Annotated in this window: 15 protein-coding genes; 12 read left to right on the plus strand and 3 right to left on the minus strand. The window is 56.5% G+C overall.

Going from position 1 to position 19,635, the window contains the following annotated elements; translation table 11 throughout:
* Window positions 1-79: 79 nt before the first annotated feature.
* The 3 genes from ACMGEE_RS17215 to ACMGEE_RS17225 are packed head-to-tail and all read left to right on the plus strand — an operon-like array spanning window position 80 to window position 4,345.
* Window positions 80-3,298: a molybdopterin cofactor-binding domain-containing protein gene (locus ACMGEE_RS17215; RefSeq protein WP_436830382.1), complete on the plus strand. Its 3,219-nt coding sequence runs from the start codon at window positions 80-82 to the stop codon at window positions 3,296-3,298.
* 11 nt (window positions 3,299-3,309) lie between these two features.
* The gene (locus ACMGEE_RS17220) at window positions 3,310-3,771 is read left to right on the plus strand and encodes a (2Fe-2S)-binding protein (RefSeq protein ID WP_301251888.1); all 462 of its coding nucleotides are present in this window, start codon (window positions 3,310-3,312) and stop codon (window positions 3,769-3,771) included.
* Window positions 3,772-3,778: 7 nt separating this feature from the next.
* Complete coding sequence (locus ACMGEE_RS17225; protein ID WP_301251889.1) at window positions 3,779-4,345, plus strand: nucleotidyltransferase family protein; 567 nt, start codon at window positions 3,779-3,781, stop codon at window positions 4,343-4,345.
* A 3-nt stretch (window positions 4,346-4,348) separates the two neighbouring features.
* Here the strand turns inward: ACMGEE_RS17225 and ACMGEE_RS17230 are convergent, their stop codons facing one another.
* On the minus strand, window positions 4,349-6,127 hold the full coding sequence (locus ACMGEE_RS17230; protein ID WP_436830383.1) for a sigma 54-interacting transcriptional regulator: 1,779 nt from the start codon (window positions 6,125-6,127) through the stop codon (window positions 4,349-4,351).
* 355 nt (window positions 6,128-6,482) lie between these two features.
* Here ACMGEE_RS17230 and ygeW point away from each other — a divergent pair, with 355 nt between their 5' ends.
* Genes ygeW through arcC form a run of 5 tightly spaced genes read left to right on the plus strand, consistent with a single transcriptional unit; the run spans window position 6,483 to window position 12,488 of the window.
* Complete coding sequence (ygeW, locus tag ACMGEE_RS17235; protein ID WP_253457422.1) at window positions 6,483-7,673, plus strand: knotted carbamoyltransferase YgeW; 1,191 nt, start codon at window positions 6,483-6,485, stop codon at window positions 7,671-7,673.
* 43 nt (window positions 7,674-7,716) lie between these two features.
* The gene (locus ACMGEE_RS17240) at window positions 7,717-8,913 is read left to right on the plus strand and encodes a diaminopropionate ammonia-lyase (protein WP_301251891.1); all 1,197 of its coding nucleotides are present in this window, start codon (window positions 7,717-7,719) and stop codon (window positions 8,911-8,913) included.
* 16 nt (window positions 8,914-8,929) lie between these two features.
* Entirely contained in the window at window positions 8,930-10,141 is a 1,212-nt protein-coding gene (locus ACMGEE_RS17245; RefSeq protein WP_301730936.1) for a YgeY family selenium metabolism-linked hydrolase, read from the plus strand.
* 29 nt (window positions 10,142-10,170) lie between these two features.
* Window positions 10,171-11,559: a dihydropyrimidinase gene (gene hydA, locus ACMGEE_RS17250; RefSeq protein ID WP_436830384.1), complete on the plus strand. Its 1,389-nt coding sequence runs from the start codon at window positions 10,171-10,173 to the stop codon at window positions 11,557-11,559.
* The gene (gene arcC / locus ACMGEE_RS17255) at window positions 11,556-12,488 is read left to right on the plus strand and encodes a carbamate kinase (RefSeq protein WP_253457411.1); all 933 of its coding nucleotides are present in this window, start codon (window positions 11,556-11,558) and stop codon (window positions 12,486-12,488) included. Before hydA ends, arcC begins: the two co-directional genes overlap by 4 nt.
* A 141-nt stretch (window positions 12,489-12,629) precedes the next feature.
* On the opposite strand, the gene ACMGEE_RS17260 is transcribed toward arcC, so the two are convergent.
* Entirely contained in the window at window positions 12,630-12,752 is a 123-nt protein-coding gene (locus ACMGEE_RS17260) for an XdhC family protein (protein WP_301730938.1), read from the minus strand.
* Window positions 12,753-13,093: 341 nt separating this feature from the next.
* Between ACMGEE_RS17260 and ygfK the strand changes: the two genes are divergently transcribed.
* From ygfK to ACMGEE_RS17280, 4 genes are all read left to right on the plus strand, one after another.
* Entirely contained in the window at window positions 13,094-16,201 is a 3,108-nt protein-coding gene (gene ygfK / locus ACMGEE_RS17265) for a putative selenate reductase subunit YgfK (RefSeq protein WP_436830385.1), read from the plus strand.
* A 2-nt stretch (window positions 16,202-16,203) separates the two neighbouring features.
* Window positions 16,204-17,529, plus strand: a complete 1,326-nt coding sequence (gene ssnA / locus ACMGEE_RS17270; protein WP_301251895.1) for a putative aminohydrolase SsnA — start codon at window positions 16,204-16,206, stop codon at window positions 17,527-17,529.
* A 58-nt stretch (window positions 17,530-17,587) separates the two neighbouring features.
* Window positions 17,588-17,743 (plus strand): hypothetical protein, encoded by a 156-nt coding sequence (locus ACMGEE_RS17275; protein WP_436830386.1) that lies wholly within the window; start codon window positions 17,588-17,590, stop codon window positions 17,741-17,743.
* Between the two features lie 148 nt (window positions 17,744-17,891).
* The gene (locus tag ACMGEE_RS17280) at window positions 17,892-19,223 is read left to right on the plus strand and encodes a nucleobase:cation symporter-2 family protein (RefSeq protein ID WP_253457395.1); all 1,332 of its coding nucleotides are present in this window, start codon (window positions 17,892-17,894) and stop codon (window positions 19,221-19,223) included.
* A 212-nt stretch (window positions 19,224-19,435) separates the two neighbouring features.
* Here ACMGEE_RS17280 and ACMGEE_RS17285 read toward each other — a convergent pair.
* Window positions 19,436-19,635 (minus strand): hypothetical protein (locus ACMGEE_RS17285; protein WP_436830387.1); only part of this gene is annotated, 200 nt, incomplete at its 5' end.

A 19,635-nucleotide genomic window follows, 5' to 3' on the forward strand; every position in this document is an offset into this window, starting at 1 on the left:
GCTTGTCGCGGACATCTTCACACTCTGGCATATCACTTGCTTAGGGCTGTCCCGGGAAGCATCTGGAGGGCCAAAATCCGTGAAAACTCTTTTAGTGGGCAATGAAGTACCGCGCGTCGACGGCAAGGCGAAAGTCAGAGGCGCAGCCGTATATGGTGACGATATTGTGCTGAAAAACATGCTTTATGGCGTGTGTCGCTACGCTGATATCGCCGCAGGCCAAATCGCCTCGCTGGATATCTCGGAAGCGGGAAAACTACCTGGCGTGGTGAAAATCGCCACCTGGAAGGACATCCCAGGCCAGCGCTGTATCGGCGTGGTTATCCCGGACTATCCGCCTATCGTTGAGAGCGAAATTGCTTTTCGGGGGGACGTCATTGCCGTGATCGCGGCGGAAAGTTATGAAATAGCCTGCCAGGCCGCCGATAAAATCCGCGTAGCCTATACGCCCTGGACACCGATAACATCGGTGAGAGAAGCCATCAGGCCGGGGGCACGGCCCATCCACAGTGACAAAGAAAATAATATTATTAATCATCACCATACGATTAAGGGCGATATTGAGGCGGGCTTTGCGGCCTCCAGCTATATCTTTGAGCGCGATTTTGAGGTCGGCTTTCAGGAGCACGCCTATATTGAGCCAGAGTCGATCACCGTTGGCTACGACGATAATGAACAGATCGTCACGATTTATGGGTCAATACAAAACGCGCATCGCGTGCGCGGCATGGTGGCGAAATATCTGGATCTGCCGCAGTCGAAGGTTAACGTGAAGCGCTCCGTACTGGGCGGCTCTTTCGGCGGCAAAGACGATATTATCGATCATCTTGCCTGCCGCGCGGCGCTGCTGGCCGTGCTGACTTCGCGCCCGGTAAAAATGACCTATAACCGCGAACAGTCAATGCGGGAAAGCTATAAACGCCATCCTTATCAGATGCATTACAAAATCGGTCTGGACGATCGGGCGCGTATCCAGGCAATAAAAATAGATATCCTTGCGGATGGCGGCAGCTATGCCGGGCAAACGCCTTTTGTCACCTGGCGTAGCTCCGTACAGGCTGCCGGGCCTTATAATATTCCCAACGTGCGCGTCGATATTACCGGCGTCTACACCAACAATAATTATACCTCCGCCTATCGCGGCTTTGGCGCACCGCAGGTTATTTTTGCCAACGAATCGCTGATGGACGAGGTAGCGGAAAAAATGGGGCTGTCGCCCGTCGAGCTGCGCCTGAGAAACGTACTGCGCCAGAACGACACCAGCATGGCTGGACAGGTTTTCAGCGAGCATCAGGTCTCCGCGCAGGAAGTCCTGCAAAAGGCTATCGACAAAACCGAGTTTTTGGCGAAGCGGGAGCACTATCGGCAGCTCAATCAGCTGGGCGGGCCGATTAAGTATGGTATTGGGCTGGCGCTCAGTCATCGGGGCTGTTCGCTGGGCGCCGAGGGGCTGGATGCCTCTTCCGCGCTGATACAGATCAATGCCGACGGCAGCCTGAATCTTTCCACCTCCGTGTCTGAAAACGGCCAGGGATTGCAGACCACCATGTCGCTTATTGCAGCGGAAGCGTTTGGTCTGGATCTGACACAGATTCATTTCACCGATCCGCCGACCGCCATGATTGCTGATGGGGGATCTACCGTCGCGTCGCGCGGCACGCTAATGGGCGGACAGGCGGTGCTTAGCGCGGCGAATACCATCAAGCGACGCATGGCTAAAGCGCTGGCGCAAACGCTGGATGTAACCGATCCCGACGATCTGGTATGGGAAAACGGCACCGTATTTCACCGCCGACAACCCTCTAAGCGACTGCCGTTCCGGCAGGTCGTTGACGTGACCAAAGCTGCCGGTGCCAATCTTTCGGCTTACGGCTGGCACGTCGCGCCGGCTATCCACTGGGACGAAGAAAAAGGAAGCGGCAGCCCCTACTTTACCTGGGTTTACGGCTGTCAGGTCGCCGATATCGCGCTGGATACCCGCACCGGAAAAATTACGTTCAACAACGCCACGGCCGTGCATGACGTCGGCAAAGTGATCAACAAAGTCGGCTTTGAAGGGCAGGTCTACGGCGGTCTGGTTCAGGGCATGATCGGCTACGCCATGCTGGAAGAGTTCAATACAGAGCAAGGCGAGGTTAAGTCTGAGAACTTTGATACCTATCTGCTGCCCACGATTAAAGACGTGCCGAATATCGACATCGTCGCGGTAGAAAACCATGACAAGGCTGGCCCCTATGGCGCCAAAGTTATTGGCGAACCCGTGCTGGAGCTTGGCGGCGCGGCGCTAAATAACGCCGTGAGCTTCGCGCTTGGACGTCGCAACTATACGCTGCCGCTGACGCTGGAGCAGGTTCGCCTGGGCTACGCGTTGAAAAAACCGGTCCGCCAGAGCGAGCTACAGGCTGAATCGGGCGGTAAAAAACAGGTTTTACGGCTGAACACGCTACAAATTTACCGGCCGGACACGTTGGATGACGCGCTACGGGCGCTGGCCGACGGCCAGGCCAGGCCGATTGCAGGCGGAACGGATGTGCTGGTACAGGCGCGGCTTAGTACGGTGCCGCTGCCGCTGGTGGATATTTCAGGTTTGAAAGAACTACAGCGTATCGCCCTCTGCGATGAGGGCGTGACCATTGGGGCTGGCGTTTGCTTTAGTGATTTGACGGCTGACCAGCGGCTTCAGGAGCACTATCCGCTATTAATTACCGCCTGCAACACCATTGGTTCACTACAGCTCCGTAATCGGGCGACGCTGGGTGGCAATATCGTTAATGCCGCGCCCTGCGCAGACTCCGTACCGCCGCTGATTATCTATGACGCTATCGTCGTGCTGCAGAGCCAGCAGGCGCAGCGCCGCATGCCGCTGTCGGACTTTATTACCGCAGGCTATCGTACCCGGCTACAGCCTGGCGAGTTGCTGACCGCGGTGATACTGCCCGCGCCCTATCGCGATCCTGGCCTTGAGCAACGCTATCTACAGCTGGGTCGTCGCAATGCGCTGAACATTACCCGTCAGAGCTTTACCGGCCAGTTTACCTTCAATCATGCGGGGATGCTGGTTCGCTGTCGTCTGGTAGATGGCGCGTTGTTGAGTAAACCTCAACGCTTGATTGCGGTAGAGAAAGTTCTGACCGGACAGGCGTTGACGGTCGCAAAGATAGAGGCGGGTGCCAGCGCGCTGGAAGCCCTGCTAATGGCGGCGATAGGCAACCGTTGGTCCGCCGCGTACAAGGTGCCGGTAGCGCTAGATATGCTGCGTCAAATGTTGCAGGAAGCCCGTGAAGCCGGGACAAAATAAGGAGCAAAAAAATGAACAGGATCGGGCTGACAGTAAACGGGGTTCAGGTTGAGAAAACGGTTGAGGATAATCGCCGCCTGCTTGATTTTTTACGGGAGGATTTACAGCTGACCGGCACCAAAGAGGGCTGCTCGGTAGGCGAGTGCGGCGCCTGTACGGTGATCATGAACGGTAAGGCTGTCTGTTCATGCCTGGTGCTGGCGGCGCAGTGCGATGGTGCGACGGTCAGCACTATTGAAGCACTACACCAGGATGAAACCGGTAGAAAACTACAGCAGGAATTTGTGCGCCACGGCGGCGTGCAGTGCGGCTTTTGCACGCCGGGCGTGCTGATGAGCACCAAAGCGCTGCTGGATAAAAACCCTCGCCCGAGTGACCAGCAGATTGCAGAAGCGCTGGAGGGAAATCTTTGCCGCTGTACCGGTTACAAGCCAATTATTAAATCAATTAGGGCGGTGCTGAAGACGGAGTAAAGCCATTATGAAGGAATGTATTATGCTGGCGGCCGGACGCTCATCGCGTATGGGATGTTGGAAAATGCTGCTGCCATGGCAGGATACGACGGTGCTGGACATGGCCATCCGCAATGCGCTGGCGTTCTGCGACAGAGTTATCCTGGTTACAGGCTATCGTGCTGAAGAGCTTCATCAGCGTTACGCCCATTGGCCTGCCGTGGATCTTTGCCACAACGCCGGTTACCAGGCAGGGATGTTCTCTTCGGTACGCTGCGGTGCCGCCGCGCTTTCCGGCGGGCGCTTTTTCGTTGTGCCCGGAGATATGCCCGCGATTGATCCGACCATCTATGCACAGCTGTGGCGGCATCAAAGTCTCTGCTGCCAACTGCCCTGCTACGCGGGCAAAAATGGGCATCCGGTGCTGCTGCCTGCCGGGATGGCGGCGCGAATAACCGCAGCGCCTGAACAAAGTACGCTGCGCAAGCTGATTCAGGAATATGGCTGCATCAGCGTACCGATCGACAGCCCAACCGTTCACTGGGATTTAGACACGCCCGCACAGTATCAGCAACGCCTTAGCAATGCCTGCTGAAGCTCAGGCCTGCAGGCCATATTTTTTTATTTTCCGATAAAGCGTCGCTACGCCAATGCCCAGCTCTTCCGCTATCTGCTTCTTATTGCGGGTGCGCTGCAGCGCTTCTTCTATCAGACTTTTTTCTACTGATTTCAGCTTTGCCCCTTCCTCTTCCTCGACCGGGCCGCAAACCGTTTTCGGCGGGTACGCCATCAACGGCACAGAACGAATTGTGGTATGGAACAGCGGAGGCAGTAAGGCGCCGTCTATTATCTCCCCTTCAGGAACGATATTGACCAGATACTCCACCAGATTGCTTAACTCGCGCACGTTGCCTGGCCACAGATAGCGTTGTAACAGCTCTATCGCTTCCCGGCTGATACCCGGATAGGCGCAGCCGATGCGCTGCGAGTGATGATTAAGAAAATAGTGCATCAAAAGTTCGATATCCCCTTCGCGATCGCGCAGCGGCGGCACCTCCAGCGGAATAACGTTCAGGCGATAGTAGAGATCCTCCCGGAACTTTCCCTCCTCAATAAATTGCCGCAGGTTTTGATGCGTAGCGGAAATAATTCGAATATCGACAGACACAGGGCGGCTTGCGCCAACGGGCAGCACCTCGCGGTTTTCTATCGCCCGCAGTAAACGAGCCTGCAGGCTCAGCGGCATATCGCCAATTTCATCCAGAAACAGCGTGCCGCCATTGGCTGACTGGATCAGCCCCGCCCGTCCGCCGGGCGCCGCGCCGGTAAAAGCGCCTTTTACATAGCCGAACAGCTCGCTTTCCAGCAGGTTTTCAGGAATGGCCGCACAGTTTATCGCCACAAACGGCCTGTCGTGCCTTTTGCTGAGCCTGTGGATAGCCCGCGCCACCACCTCTTTTCCGGTGCCGCTTTCCCCCAGTATCATCACGCTGGAAGGGCTGGAGGCGATGCGCATAATCAGCCGTTTCAGTTTGTGGATTGCTTTGGATTTTCCTACCAGCCGTTCAATGCCGGGCGGCTCGTTTTCAGTCAGCAAAGAAGCAGCCAGCGCGTCCTGATGAAAAGCCATTAAAAAGAGTTTTTGCTGACCGATATGATGTAGCTGCCCCGTCAACAGCATCTGCTGGTCGCCCATAATCACGCGGTGCTGGGCATGACCGTGAGCCGCTTTCCGCTGACGGCTGAGCGGCTCAATAGTCAGGGATCTTCCCGTTAAACTTTCGTGAGTGGCATCCAGCTGGCTGAGCGCACGATCGTTAACGGCTTTCACTTTACCGTCCCGATCCAGCAGGATCACCCCTTGATCCATACTGCCTAACAGCGTGTGCCAGACGGCATCGCTTTGCGTTTGCCGTGGCTGAGCGCTGGCGAGATTAGCCACCAGCAGTCGGGAAACGTGCCGCATATACTGCACAAACATATCCGCGTTATCGCTGAGTTTTCGGTGCTGCTCATTATTGACGGCAATAAGGCTGATGACGCCCAGACAACGGTGAGGGGCCAGGATAGGTACGCCGATAAAAGCTCGCTCTTTGCAAAACTGTCGGTGCTGACAGGCTTTGCACAGGGGGTTGTACCGCGAGTCGACGACAACCATTTCCTTTTGCGTTTCGATGACGTTTCTGAGCAGATGGTTATTGCTTTCCGGACTATGTCCGAAGCGATAACTGTAAGGGCCGGTGCCGGCAATGCGAATGAGGTGGCGATCGACAACCTCCACTTCCATTTCCAGCACGTTAGCCAGCAGGCTGCTGAAATTCAGAATGGTCGGCTGTATGGCCATCAGACCAGAGGGTAACGATGGAGCTTCATCCATGACGTGCATCCTTTTGTTCACAATCCCTTCTCTCATCCTGGAGAGTCATGTGCTGAATCTCATTTTGAGAGAAACAGCAGGCTTTATCATTTTGAGCGCTGAGAATCCAACGATCGCGTAACACCATACTCCGTCATGCCCTTGGCTGTCATGCCCGTTACCCTGCTCAAGCCCTCTTCATTAACCACATCGTTTTAAAATTGCTACATATCTCGCAAATTCGGCGACAGATCACGTTTTTCCGCCACCGATAGCCGCGTCTTTCACTCCTGGCACAGAAGTTGATTACAGCGGTCAGGCTTCCTGCCATGTCGTTAGCGGCAGGGATAACGTATCGCTATAAGGAATCGCTTAAATGGAAGAGACAGGCGCACTGCTACGGACCATTGGCCAGAGGAAAACTGGCCTGGCCAGTAAAGATTTTTTGCTTACCTGGGAGCAAACCCGCGAAGAACTTGAGCAAGTGCTGGATATTGCTCAGGTGATGAAAATCATGCGTGAGAAAAACATCGATACCCGGATTTTTAATAGTGGGCTCGGTATTTCGGTTTTCCGCGACAACTCCACCCGTACGCGTTTTTCCTACGCCTCGGCGCTGAATCTGCTGGGGCTGACGCAACAAGATTTGGACGAGGGCAAATCGCAGATCGCGCATGGCGAAACGGTACGTGAAACCGCCAATATGATCTCCTTTTGCGCGGATGCGATCGGCATTCGCGACGACATGTATCTGGGCGCGGGTAACGCCTATATGCGGGAAGTCGGTGCAGCGCTGGATGAGGGCTTTAGCCAGGGCGTTCTGCCCCAGCGACCTGCCCTGGTCAATCTGCAATGCGATATCGATCACCCCACGCAGTCCATGGCGGATTTGGCCTGGCTTAAAGAACATTTCGGCGGGCTGGACCAGTTGAAAGGCAAAAAAATCGCCATGACCTGGGCCTATTCGCCCAGCTACGGCAAACCGCTTTCGGTACCTCAGGGCATTATTGGATTGATGAGCCGTTTTGGTATGGAAGTCACGCTGGCGCATCCCGAGGGCTACGACCTTATCCCCGACGTGCTGGAAGTGGCCCAGCGCAACGCCAAAGCGTCCGGCGGCAGCTTCCGTCAGGTCAGCACGATGGAAGAGGCGTTCCGTGACGCCGATATCGTCTATCCAAAATCCTGGGCGCCCTGGCAAGTGATGCAGCAAAGAACCATGCTGCTGCGCAATCAGGATACCGCCGGACTAAAAGCCCTTGAGCAGCATTGTCTGCAACAAAATGCGCGTCATCAGCAGTGGCACTGTACGGAAGAGATGATGAAGCTGACCCGCGACGGCAGCGCGCTCTATATGCACTGTCTGCCCGCCGACATCACCGACGTTTCCTGCGAGGCGGGCGAGGTCGCCGCCAGCGTTTTTGAGCGCTATCGCATTGCCACCTATAAAGAGGCCAGCTGGAAACCGTGGATCATCGCCAGCATGATCCTGGCCCGAAAATTTGCCGATCCCGCTGCCGTGCTGACCCGCCGCCTCCAGGAAGCGCAGCCAAGGATTAAATGCTGAAAAAACCACGGTTCCCGATCACTTTTTTGAGGAAAGGTCAGCTATGTCCAGCTTCGAGTTAAAAATGGTTATTGAAGACAACGCGGCATATGCGCCTGAACGGTCCGACCTGTTCAACCGCCGCACCGCCAGGGCCGCACGGGCTTTTCACAGCAAGCTGCCGGGCTATCGTCCGACTCCGCTGCTCTCTTTGCCCGCTCTGGCCGCCGCGCTCGGCGTTGAACAAATCCTGGTTAAGGATGAGTCGCAACGCTTTGGTCTGAACGCTTTCAAAATGCTTGGCGGCGCATGGGCTATTGCCCGCCTGCTCTGCAAAGAAACCGGCAGCGATATTAACGAATTTTCCTTTGCCGCCTTTCGTCAGCAGCAGCGCGTACCCATGACGTTTGCCACCACCACAGATGGCAACCACGGGCGCGGCGTTGCCTGGGCGGCGCGCCAGCTGGGACAACATGCCGTTATCTATATGCCTAAAGGCTCCTCGCCCGCCCGCGTCAAACATATTACCGACCTGGGCGCCGAGTGCATCGTTACCCAAATGAACTACGACGACACGGTGCGTCTGACCATGCGCAATGCCGAAAAGCAGGGCTGGAAAGTCGTGCAGGACACCGCCTGGGAAGGCTATCGCGAGGTACCCACCTGGATTATGCAGGGCTACGCCACGCTGGCGGATGAAGCCGTAGAGCAAATGCAGGCGCTGGGCACTTCGCCGACCCACGTTTTTTTGCAGGCGGGCGTGGGGGCAATGGCTGCTGGCGTGCTCGGCTATTTGTGCGACGTATACGAGGCCGCCAGCCTGCATGCTGTGGTCGTAGAGCCGGACAAAGCCGACTGTCTCTTTCGTTCCGCCAAACGGGGCGAAATGGTCAACGTGGGCGGCGAGATGAATACCATTATGGCCGGGCTGGCCTGCGGCGAGCCAAATCCGCTTGGCTGGCCGCTATTGCGCGGCTGCGCCCGGCAGTTTATCTCCTGCGAAGATCGCGTCGCCGCTTTGGGGATGCGCGTGCTGGGTAATCCGCTGGGCGACGATCCACGCATTATATCCGGCGAATCGGGCGCGGTCAGCGCAGGCGTGCTGGCTGCCGTTCTGCATCATCCCCAGTCGCAGGCGCTAAAAGAAAAACTCAGGCTTACCCCGGCTTCGCGCGTGCTGCTGCTCAGCACCGAAGGCGACACCGATCCTCAGCACTACCGGGAAGTAGTGTGGGAAGGAAAAGACGGCATTACCGCTTAATTAACAGGAGTTAACTATGAAATCCGTTCCGTTCGACGATATTCTTGCTCTGGCAAATAAATACCAGCCGGAAATGACGCGCTTTCTGCGTGAGATGATCGCCATTCCCAGCGAAAGCTGCGATGAAAAGCTTGTGGTCGCGCGCATACGTCAGGAGATGGAAAAAGTAGGGTTCGATAAAATCGAGATCGATCCCATGGGAAATATTTTGGGCTATATCGGTCACGGCCCACGCCTGCTGGCGATGGACGCCCATATCGACACGGTGGGCATCGGCAATCGCAAAAACTGGCGTTTCGATCCTTACGAAGGCATGGAGGATAACGAGCTGATCGGCGGGCGTGGATCCTCGGATCAGGAAGGCGGCATGGCGGCAATGGTTTACGCAGCAAAGATCATCAAGGATCTCCGGCTGGAAGACGACTACACGCTGCTGATTACCGGAACGGTTCAGGAAGAGGACTGTGACGGCCTTTGTTGGCAATATCTTATTGAGCAGATGAATATCCGGCCCGAATTTGTCATCAGTACGGAGCCTACCGACTGTCAAATCTATCGCGGACACCGTGGCCGCATGGAAATACGGGTAGAGGTACAGGGCGTCAGCTGCCACGGCTCTGCGCCGGAACGCGGCGATAACGCGATTTTCAAAATGGCGCCCATCCTGACCGAGCTGCAGGCGCTGTCCGGCAAGCTGGGCAATGACGAATTCCTGGGTAAAGGCACGTTGACCGTTTCGGAAATCTTTTTCACCTCGCCCAGCCGCTGTGCCGTCGCAGACAGCTGCGCCATTTCCATCGATCGTCGTCTCACCTGGGGCGAAACATGGGAAAACGCGCTGGAGGAGATCCGCGCTCTGCCTGCCGTTAAGTCGGCTAAGGCAGAAGTCTCGCTTTATACCTACGAGCGCCCTTCCTGGACGGGGCTGGTCTACCCAACCGACTGCTACTTTCCTACCTGGAAAGTGGAGCCTGACCACATCACCGTCAAAACGCTTAGCGCGGCCTATCGGGGCCTGTTTAAACGCGAGCCGGTGGTGGATAAGTGGACCTTCTCCACCAACGGCGTTTCCATTATGGGCCGTCATGGCATTCCCGTTATCGGCTTTGGGCCAGGTAAAGAGCCAGAAGCCCACGCGCCGAATGAAAAAACCTGGAAAGCGCATCTGGTCACCTGCGCCGCACTCTATGCCGCCACGCCTTTGACCTGGCTACAGCAGCAGGCCTGACGGCAACCGGCGTCGACAGGAGGACGGGGATGAAAACGTTACTGAAGGGAGGCACCCTGGTAGATGACGCCGGGGAATACCGCCAGGATCTGCTGATCATGCAGGGAAAAATCGTTCGTCGCGCGCCGCAAATCGAGGCGGACGAAACCATGAACATTATCGACGCTCGTGAGCTACTGGTAATGCCGGGCGGTGTGGATGTGCATACCCATTTTAATATCGACGTCGGCATCGCGCAGAGCTGCGACGACTTTTTTGCCGGTACGCGCGCCGCAGCCTGCGGCGGTACCACCACTATTGTCGATCATATGGGCTTTGGCCCGCCAGGCTGCACGCTGCACCACCAGCTGGAGAAATATCATCGCGACGCGGTCGAGGCAGTTATCGATTACAGTTTTCACGGCGTGATCCAGCATGTGACGCCTCAAATTCTGGAGGAGATCGTGCCGATGGCGCAGCATGAGGGGATCAGCAGCTTCAAATTTTATCTGACCTACGATTATATGCTGCATGATGAAGATGTCCTGAACGTGCTGCAGCGCCTTAACGAAGCGGGCGCGCTGGCCACGGTGCACCCGGAGAACGATGCGGCCATACGCTGGCGACGACAGCAGTTTAAGCAACAGGGGAAAACGGTGCCCGTCTGGCACGCTCACAGCCGTCCGCTGGCCTGCGAAGCGGAGGCGATCGCGCGCGCTATCAACCTGGCCAGGCTGGCGGACAATGCGCCTTTATATATCGTTCATCTCTCCAACGGCCTCGGGCTGGATTATGTCCGTATGGCGCGCGCCAGCGGCCAGCCGGTATGGGCAGAAACCTGCCCCCAGTATCTGCTGCTGGACATCAACCGCTACCTGCGGCCTGACGGGCTGAAATACATCCTCAGCCCGCCGCTGCGGCCATGCAGCGAGCGGGATAAATTATGGGTTGGTATCGCCAACGGCGCGATTGATACCCTGGCTACCGACCACTGCAATTTTCCTTACCGGCAACGTCAACAGATGGCGGCCAACGATTTTACCCGCTGCCCCAACGGCCTGCCGGGCGTAGAGAATCGCCTGGCCCTGCTTTTTTCCGAAGGCGTGATGAAAGGGCGTATCAGCCGTTCACGCTTTGTTTCGCTAACCAGCACGATGCCCGCAAAACTGTTTGGTCTATGGCCGGAAAAAGGTAGCCTACAGCCCGGCGCGGATGCCGATCTGGTGCTTTTCGATCCCCGACGTCAGCAGATTATCCACCATGCCGATCTGCATGATAACGGCGACTATACGCCCTATGAAGGCTTCTGCTGTCAGGGCTGGCCGGTTATGACCCTTTCACGTGGAACAGTGGTCTGTCGGGAAGGCCGCTTTACCGGTCAGGCAGGACACGGCCGCTTTATTTCTCGCAAGCCATTTGTAACAGGGAGTCACCTATGAAAAAGAGGATAGTACTGGCGCTGGGCGGCAACGCGCTTGGCGCGGGGCTGATGGAGCAGATGCAGGCCGTGCAGAATACGGCGGAAACCATTGTGGCGTTGATAGCCGAAGGCCACGAGCTGGTGATCACCCACGGCAACGGCCCACAGGTAGGGATGATCCATCAGGCCTTTGAAGCGGCGGCCCACACGGCGGCGCATTCTCCGGTATTGCCGATGTCGGTATGTGTGGCGCTTAGTCAGGGATATATCGGTTACGATCTGCAAAACGCGCTGCGGGAAGCGCTGCTTAATCAGAACATGGATAAAAACGTGGTATCGCTGATCACGCAGGTGCGCGTGGACGCGCGCGATCCCGCTTTCACTCATCCCGACAAGCCGATCGGCTCTTTTCTGTCAGAAGAGGAGGCGCGCAAGCTGAAATCAACAGGGATGCTGCTGATGGAGGATGCCGGGCGCGGCTGGCGACGGGTAGTTGCCTCGCCCAAGCCGTTGGAGATCGTCGAAGCGCGCGCGGTAAAAACCCTGCTGGAAGCCGGTCAGATTGTGATTACCGCTGGCGGCGGCGGCATCCCGGTGGTCGCCCAGGGAAATCATCTACAGGGCGCAAATGCCGTTATTGATAAGGATCTTGCCAGCGCGGTGCTGGCTCAGGATATCGATGCGGATATGCTGATTATTCTGACCGCGGTCGAAAAAGTTGCTATCGATTTCCGTAAGCCGACGGAGCGCTGGCTGGACACGCTGACGCCGCAGGAAGCTTTGCACCATATTACTGATAATCAGTTCGCGCCAGGCTCGATGCTGCCGAAAGTCGAAGCGGCCGTCGCGTTTGCCGAATCAAAGCCTGGCCGTCAGGCCCTGATTACGCTGCTTTCTAAGGCCAGAGAAGGGATTGTTGGCCAGACCGGCACGCTTATTCAACAGTAGCGGCAGAGCGCGCATCGGCGGCTGTTTCAGGCCTGCCCTGCCGCCGATGCGTCGGATCGGCGCGGCCACAATGCTTACCGCTATCTCTTCCGGCGCCAGATGTTCAATCATTCCCCCTCCAATCGTCCCGTCCGTTTTGCCCTATTCTCGCACCAGCATGGTGGCTACGTGACGCGGTGCAGAGCCGCGACTCTCGACGACATGTAATAGCGCAAAAGCGCGGTTTTCCTTCCCCAGACGGCTGGCTATAGCAGACAGGCTCACCTCCTTCTCCTGAATGTGGATCTTTTAGTCTGCTGCAACCGTTGTGCCGCTTTTTTCAGCGCGACGGGCAACTGGCCAGGGCAAGCCTTCTCATAATGAGAGCTTACGTTCTTATATTGCGAAGATTTCCCCATGTCGCGCCAGGCCTGGCCATTCTGGATGCTACTCATTCTCACTACCTGCTTTTCTACGGGCAGGCAGACGATGATTTTGCGAATAGTGTCACGAAACCTGCATGAAAAGACATCGCTAAACGCCTCTGGCTCACTTGTTGCTAAGCACTGACAAAACTGCATTTGTTTACACGAGCGGCATCGCTCAGCAGCATTAAGGAGCTACTTATGGGTGACATCATGCGTCCCATCCCTTTCGATGAACTTTTGATGCGAACCTGCGCGGAATATCAAGAGAATCGTTCGATTTTCGGCATCCCGGAAACGGAATTTTATCAACGGGATCCGCGTCGCCAAATCGCTTTGTTTGGCGAAAGCTGCGACACGCCTGTCGGCCCGGCCGCCGGGCCGCATACGCAGCTGGCGCAAAATATCATCGTGTCCTGGCTGACCGGCGGCAGTTTTATCGAGTTGAAAACCGTGCAGATCCTGGACAGGCTGGAGCTTGAAAAGCCCTGTATTGATGCCAGCGACGAAGCTTTTAACACCGAGTGGTCCACCGAATTTACGCTGAAGAAGGCCTGGGACGAATACCTGAAGGCCTGGTTTATCCTGCACCTGCTGGAAACGATTTATACGCCACGGCGCGACGGCGCAAAACGCTCTTTTATTTTTAATATGAGCGTCGGCTACGACCTGCAGGGCATAAAGCAGCCCGCTATGCAGACCTTTATCAATGAGATGCTGGACGCCGCTCAGAATGAGAAATTCGCGCTTTATCAACAAAAGCTGCAGCGTTTTATTACTCAGGGCGACTGGCAGCTGCTGCAAAAAGCCCAGCCCGCTGATTTACAGGCGTTGCCCGCACGCATTTCCAGCCGCATGGTCAACAGCGTGACGCTTTCCACCATGCATGGCTGCCCGCCTGACGAAATCGAGTCTATTTGTCGCTATATGCTGACAGAGAAGCAGCTGCACACCTTTGTTAAGCTGAATCCCACGCTGCTGGGATATCAGCGCGTGCGTCAGATCCTCGATAACAATGGTTTTGACTATATCGAGTTGAACGAGGCGTCTTTCAGCCACGATCTGCCGCTTGGGCAAGCATTGGGAATGCTTGAAAGATTAATGGCGCTGGGGCGGGAAAAACAGCGGACTTTCGGTGTAAAACTGACCAATACGCTGGGCGCTCGTAATCATAAGCATCGCCTGCCGGGCGAAGAGATGTATATGTCGGGGCGCGCCCTCTATCCGCTATCGATTAACGTTGCGGCGCTGCTTTCAACCCATTTCGCCGGCAGGCTGCCCATCTCCTATTCGGGCGGTGCCAGCCAGTACAATATCGCCGATATTTTCGCGACTGGCATCCAACCGATCACCCTGGCTACCGACCTGCTCAAGCCCGGCGGCTATCTGCGGCTGAAGACCTGCGCGCAAATCCTGGAAAACAGTCAGGGCTGGGAACGCCAGTGCATCGATGTTGCCGGGCTGCAAAAGCTGGCTGATGATGCCCTGTCCGCCCAATGGGCGCAAAAGTCATGGAAATCTCGCGAGCAGATAGACGTAGGCGGCCCGCTGCCGCTGACGGATTGCTATGTCGCGCCCTGCGTCACCGCCTGCGCTATTCATCAGGATATTCCGGAATACCTGCGGCTGGCGGGAGAAGACCGTTATGTCGAGGCACTGGATCTTATCTATCAACGCAATGCGCTACCGGCCATTACGGGCCATATTTGCGACCATCAGTGTCAGAACAACTGCACCCGACTGGATTACGACAATGCGCTGAATATTCGGCGTATCAAAAAAATTGTGCTGGAAAAAGGCTGGGAGACCTATCGTCAACGCTGGCACAAACCGGCAGGCTCGGGCGATAAACACCCCGTTGCGATCCTGGGTGCCGGCCCGGCAGGGCTTGCCGCCGCCTTTTTTCTGGCGCGGGCGGGCCATCCGGTTACGCTGTTTGAGCGGGAAGCCACGCCAGGCGGCATCGTGCAGCATATCGTGCCGCGTTTTCGCATTCCGGCGCACCTGATTGAGCAGGACATTCAGTTTATTGCCGACCACGGCGTGAGGTTCGTTTTCAACTGTGACCCTCATCTGACGCTTGAGCAGCTTCGTCAGCAGGGCTTCCGCTGGATCTGCATAGGTATTGGCGCGAGAAAAAGCAACGCGCTGTCGCTGGCAGGCGGCAATCCGCACGTGTTCGACGCCTTTGGCTTTTTGCAGCAATTTAACCAGCAGCGAGTCGATCCGGCTATTCAGGGCGATGTGGCGGTAGTCGGCGCGGGCAATACGGCAATGGACTGCGCCAGGGCCGCGCTGAAGGTGCCAGCCGTGCGATCGGTAACGCTGCTTTATCGTCGGGAAGAGCGGGATATGCCCGCCTGGCCGGAAGAGATAGCGGAAGCCAGGCAGGATGGCGTGCAGTTTATGACGTTGGTGAATCCGGAAACTTTTACGCCTGACGGAGGCCTGACGCTGCGAGTGATGCAGCCCGGCGAGCCTGACTCACAGGGGCGCCGTCGTCCGTTAGCCACATCACAAACGCTGAACCAACGCTTTGACGCCCTGATAGCCGCTACCGGAGAAAAACCGGACGGCGAAATACTCCGGCAAATCGGCCTGCCGCTCTCCGCTTCCGGGCAGGTTGACGTTGACCCGCATACGCTGGAAACCAGCCTGCCGAACGTTTTTTTAATCGGCGACGTACAGAGCGGCCCCGCTTCGGTCGTGGCCGCAATTGGCGACGCCCGTAAAGCGACCCGCACTATCCTCCAGCGGGAAAATATCCACTGCGACGACGAGCACAAGCGCTGGCTGAACAGCAATCCCCTCACCATTTATCAGCGACGCGGCATTGTTGCCGTACGGCAGATTGATGCAGACGACCAGGAAGCTTTTGCCAGGCAGGAAGCGGCCCGATGCCTGGAATGCAACTACGTCTGTGCGCGCTGCGTTGATGTCTGTCCAAACCGTGCCAACGTCGCGCTTGCCGTGCCGGGTTTCAGCAGTCGTCAACAGATCCTGCATCTGGATGCGCTTTGCAACGAATGCGGCAACTGCGCACAGTTCTGCCCGTGGCGGGGCAAACCTTATCAGGACAAGATTACCCTGTTCAGTCGTCAGGATGATTTTGACAACAGCAGCAACCCCGGATTTTTGTTGGATAAGCAGAGCGTGCGGCTACGCCTGAACAACCGTGTCTGGCAGCTAAACGTTGACGACCGGGGCGAAATCACGGAAGCGCTGCCTGAAGACTTAAAGACAATGGCCCGCATCATCAGCTACACGCGTCAGCAGCATTCTTATCTGCTGAGCAGAGTGGAGGAATAACCATGCTGCTGCTAAAAAACTGCACCCTAATAAATTTCAATCCCGCCCGGGTTGTCGAAAACGGTGATATCGCCATCGATGGCGAAAAAATTATTGCCGTCGGCGGCGATTTGTCGGCGGATTATCCTCATGCGCAATGCAAATATCTGCACGGCAAACTGGTTATGCCAGGGCTGGTCTGTGCGCATAATCATTTTTACTCCGGCCTCTCGCGGGGGATCATGGCGCCGATAGCGCCCTGCCCGGACTTTATCTCTACGTTAAAAAACCTCTGGTGGCGGCTGGATCGCGCACTGGATGAAGAGTCGCTCTATTACAGCGGCCTGATCTGTTCGCTGGAGGCCATCCGCCACGGCTGCACTGCGGTTATCGATCATCATGCTTCGCCAAATCTTATCAAAGGATCGCTGGCGATCCTGCGGCGCGGCTTTATTGAAGCCGGACTGCGCGGCATGACCTGTTTTGAAACCACGGATCGCAACGGCGGCCTGAAGGAGCTGGAAGCAGGCATCGCGGAAAATATCGATTTTGCCCGGCTGATTGACGCCCGGCGAAACGATAGCCTGGAAGAGCGCCTGGTGGAATGCCATATCGGCGCGCACGCTCCCTTCACCGTGCCGGATAGCGGCCTGACGATGCTGGCCGAAGCGAAGCAGGAAACGGGGCGCGGCCTGCATATCCACGTAGCGGAAGATCGTTACGATGTTTCACACAGTCACGACAGATACGGCATGGATCCTATTGCCCGCCTTGATAAATTCGGCCTGCTGGATGAGAAAACGCTTATCGCCCATGGACTCTGGCTCTCGGCCGATGAGATTGCGTTGCTGAACCAGCGTAGCGCCTGCCTGGCGCACAATGCGCGATCCAACATGAACAATCATGTCGGCTACAACCATCATCTGGCTGATTACCAGCTGGCGGCGCTTGGCACCGACGGTATCGGTGCCGACATGTTTGAGGAGCTGAAATTCGCTTATTTCAAACACCGGGACGCGGGCGGCCCGCTCTGGCCTGACAGCTTTTTGCGCATGTTGCATAACGGCAATATTTTGCTGGAGCGTAATTTTGCCCAACCTTTTGGTCAGCTGGCGGCGGGCTATACCGCCGATTTGACCATCTGCGACTACGTTTCACCGACGCCGTTGCAGGCGGAAAATCTCGCCGGGCATCTGGCTTTTGGACTTAACAGCGCGGCGGTGCACAGCGTCATTATCGCCGGCCGGCTGGTCTATGAAGATCGTCAGTTCCCCTCCGACATTGCACCGCTCTATGCGCGGGCGCGCAAAGCCGCAGCCAGGCTGTGGCAAAACATGGCAAAGCTGTAGATCTGTACGCCTTCGAATCGTAGCCGGGTGCGTTCCCGGCCGTAAGGGAGATACATTAATGAACGCTTCTGTCGCTCGTCCTGAACCGCTTCCGGTTTCTGCGCCGCCTGTCGATCGGGTATTGTCCGCCGGACACCCGACCCTCTTTGGCCTGGAGCATGTGCTGGTATGCCGTGCCGCTGGCCATCGGCACGGCGTCTGGCATAGCCGGTAAACGGATTATCGTGCCGTCCGGCTGCGCTTTGGTGGTCTGTCGCTTTGCCACCTCGCTGCCGCCGCAGCATTTCTTCCGCAGGCAGTGTGAAATCGCGGCCTGCAAGGCAGACAGTAACGGGGCTACTCCCCGATAAAGGACAACTGTTATGAGCATCGATCGCGTCAGGCCAGAAGATACACTTTATCCGGTAGGCAAATCCTTTGTCTGGGGATTGCAGCACGTATTGACGATGTATGGCGGCATTATCGCGCCGCCGCTGATTATCGGCTCGGCAGCGGGGCTGCATGCTGCCGAACTGGGCATGCTGGTCACGGCTGCGCTGTTTGTCAGCGGCTGTGCCACCTTATTGCAGGCGCTGGGCGTGCCCTTCTTTGGCTCCCGTTTGCCGCTGGTACAGGGCGTCTCTTTTGCGGGCGTGGCGACCATGATGGCGCTGGTGGCGGGAGACGGTGGCTTACCGGTAGTGTTTGGCGCAGTAATAGCCTCGTCGCTGATTGGCCTGCTGATTGCGCCGCTGTTTGCTCATGTCATCCGCTTCTTCCCTCCCGTCGTTACCGGGACGGTGATTACGGTCATCGGTCTGTCGCTGATGCCGGTTGCCGCCCGCTGGGCGATGGGTGGCGATGCCGACGCGCCGGAATGGGGATCGCCAGGCAATATCGGGCTGGCCGCGCTGACCTTAGGTCTGGTGCTGCTTTTTCATCGCGTGGGTAATGCCGCGATGAAAAGACTGGCCGTTCTGGCGGCAATAGTTCTGGGCACGCTGTTTGCCTTTGTCAGCGGCAAAGCGCATTTTACTGATGTCCTGCACGGCGAGATGATAGCGCTACCGGGTATCCTCAGCTTTGGGCTGCCGGTTTTTAACGTAGCGGCCATTCTGTCCATGACGCTTATCGTGCTGGTTCTGCTGACGGAAACCACTGCCGGACTGATCGCTATTGGCGAGATTATCGACACGGAGGTCGACGGCAAACGTATCGCCAGCGGTCTGCGGGCGGATATGTTAGCCAGCGCGCTCGCGCCGCTGTTTAACTCCTTTCCACAGAGCGCATTTGCACAGAACATTGGTCTTGTTGCCATTACCGGCATCAAAAGCCGCTATGTAGTGGCGGCGGGCGGCATTATCCTGGTGCTGCTTGGCTGTCTGCCCGTGCTGGGTCGGATAGTCGCAGCCGTTCCGGCTCCGGTACTGGGCGGTGCGGGCGTGGTACTGTTTGGTACCGTGGGGGCATCCGGTATTCGTACGCTGGCAAAAGTCGATTATAAAGACACGATGAATTTGGTAGTGGTAGCAACGGCTATTGCGTTTGGCATGATCCCCATTGTGATGCCCACGTTTTACGATTGCTTCCCGGATTGGATCAGAACGATTTTCCACTCCGGCATTAGCGCCGCCTGCGTGGTTGCCGTGCTGCTGAATATTGTGTTTAACACCATCAAAGGAACGCCAGACGTGCAGGAAAGTCAGTCCGGCTGAAAAATTCGTACAGCTAAAACCGGGTAGCAATTAACCTGAGGCCGCTATTTCTGGCATCTTATCCAGAGAGCAGCCAGCTGCAGAGGCTGGCTTCAGGAAAGAATAAATATTAGCCCGTGCGTATCGCCATGCTGTCAAAGTTGTGACGCAGTATTTTGATACCGATAGCCTGTGCCGACATATTTATATTCCTTATCCCTGACCGACACGGCTCAAACACGACCAGGAGCGACTGAGTGCGTGACCCGTACCGGCAAGCCATATCGTTTAGCGGAAAAACGGTCAAAACGGTCAAAACGGTCAAAACGGTCAAAACAGTCAGGATGGCCAGAACAGTCAGAAAGGTCAGAAAGGTCAGAAAGGTCAGAAAGGTCAGAAAGGTCAGAAAGGTCAGAAAGGTCAGAAAGGTCAG

It is taken from the genome of Erwinia artemisiae, assembly GCF_051400835.1.
GTDB classification, from domain to species: Bacteria; Pseudomonadota; Gammaproteobacteria; order Enterobacterales; family Enterobacteriaceae; genus Erwinia; species Erwinia aeris.

What these genes read in the sequence shown, in the direction of transcription:
- ACMGEE_RS17230 (WP_436830383.1), bottom strand. Translation starts at nt 6,127, where the DNA reads ATGGATGAAGCTCCATCGTTACCCTCTGGTCTGATGGCCATACAGCCG.
- ssnA (WP_301251895.1), top strand. Translation starts at nt 16,204, where the DNA reads ATGCTGCTGCTAAAAAACTGCACCCTAATAAATTTCAATCCCGCCCGG.
- ACMGEE_RS17245 (WP_301730936.1), top strand. Translation starts at nt 8,930, where the DNA reads ATGAAATCCGTTCCGTTCGACGATATTCTTGCTCTGGCAAATAAATAC.
- ACMGEE_RS17220 (WP_301251888.1), top strand. Translation starts at nt 3,310, where the DNA reads ATGAACAGGATCGGGCTGACAGTAAACGGGGTTCAGGTTGAGAAAACG.
- ACMGEE_RS17275 (WP_436830386.1), top strand. Translation starts at nt 17,588, where the DNA reads ATGAACGCTTCTGTCGCTCGTCCTGAACCGCTTCCGGTTTCTGCGCCG.
- ygeW (WP_253457422.1), top strand. Translation starts at nt 6,483, where the DNA reads ATGGAAGAGACAGGCGCACTGCTACGGACCATTGGCCAGAGGAAAACT.
- ACMGEE_RS17240 (WP_301251891.1), top strand. Translation starts at nt 7,717, where the DNA reads ATGTCCAGCTTCGAGTTAAAAATGGTTATTGAAGACAACGCGGCATAT.
- ACMGEE_RS17225 (WP_301251889.1), top strand. Translation starts at nt 3,779, where the DNA reads ATGAAGGAATGTATTATGCTGGCGGCCGGACGCTCATCGCGTATGGGA.
- arcC (WP_253457411.1), top strand. Translation starts at nt 11,556, where the DNA reads ATGAAAAAGAGGATAGTACTGGCGCTGGGCGGCAACGCGCTTGGCGCG.
- ygfK (WP_436830385.1), top strand. Translation starts at nt 13,094, where the DNA reads ATGGGTGACATCATGCGTCCCATCCCTTTCGATGAACTTTTGATGCGA.
- ACMGEE_RS17280 (WP_253457395.1), top strand. Translation starts at nt 17,892, where the DNA reads ATGAGCATCGATCGCGTCAGGCCAGAAGATACACTTTATCCGGTAGGC.
- hydA (WP_436830384.1), top strand. Translation starts at nt 10,171, where the DNA reads ATGAAAACGTTACTGAAGGGAGGCACCCTGGTAGATGACGCCGGGGAA.